Origin of the sequence: Paracoccus sp. SY (assembly GCF_002901215.1) — a bacterium.
GTDB classification, from domain to species: domain Bacteria; phylum Pseudomonadota; class Alphaproteobacteria; order Rhodobacterales; family Rhodobacteraceae; genus Paracoccus; species Paracoccus acridae.
Window position 1 is genome coordinate 1 of the sequence record NZ_NWMQ01000161.1, and the last position, 838, is coordinate 838.

1 protein-coding gene and 1 pseudogene are annotated in these 838 nt (G+C 68.9%); one reads left to right on the forward strand and one right to left on the reverse strand.

Translation table 11 applies throughout. The annotated features are described in order from the left end of the window. Positions 1–633: bifunctional allantoicase/(S)-ureidoglycine aminohydrolase (locus CK944_RS22315; RefSeq protein WP_103175203.1), on the forward strand; the 633-nt coding region annotated here is incomplete at its 5' end. A gap of 34 nt (positions 634–667) precedes the next feature. Here the strand turns inward: CK944_RS22315 and CK944_RS23530 are convergent. Beyond that, positions 668–838: pseudogene (locus CK944_RS23530) on the reverse strand (carboxypeptidase M32); the annotation flags it as partial.

The following is an 838-nucleotide window of genomic DNA, read 5'->3' on the forward strand; positions in this document are numbered from 1 at the left end:
ACCTTCAGCCAGTACATCGTCGAACTGGCCGAGGGCGGCGGATCGGACCACCCCGACGACGACCCCGAGATCCAGCACGCGCTGTTCGTCACCGGCGGCTCCATGTCGGTGACCATCGACGGGGCCGAGCATCTGCTGACCCCCGGCGGCTTTGCCTATGTGCCCCCCGGCGCGGCCTGGTCGGTCAGAAACACCACCCCCGGCAACACCGGCTTTCACTGGTGGCGCAAGCGCTGGCAGCCCTGCAACGGCGTGGACCGGCCCGACCCGATCGTCGCCCAGGAACAGGACATTGCGCCCTCGATGATGCCCGACACCGGCGGGGCCTGGGGCACCACCCGCTTCATGGACCCGGCCGACCTGCGCCACGACATGCACATCACCGTGGTGACCTTCAAGCCGGGCGGCTCGATCCCCTTTGCCGAGACGCATGTGATGGAACACGGGCTTTTCGTGCTGGAGGGCAAGGCCGTCTATCGCCTGAACCGCGACTGGGTCGAGGTGGGGCCGGGCGACTACATGTGGCTGCGCGCCTTCTGCCCGCAGGCCTGCTATGCGGGCGGGCCGGGGCCGTTCCGATACCTGCTCTACAAGGACGTGAACCGCCACGCCCCCTTGTGGCCCAACAGATAAGCGAAAGGCCGGGCGGATCGCCCGGCCTTTTCCGTCACAGCCCGTAGATCTGGCCGAACTTCGCCTCCAGATAGGACAAAAGCGGCTCGGGCGAGACATCGGCGCCCGTCGCCTCCTCGATCAGCGGGCGCGGGCGCTTCAGCCCGCCATGGCGCTGCACGTTCTCGCGCAGCCACTCGACCGCAGGCGCGGCATCGCCCGCGGC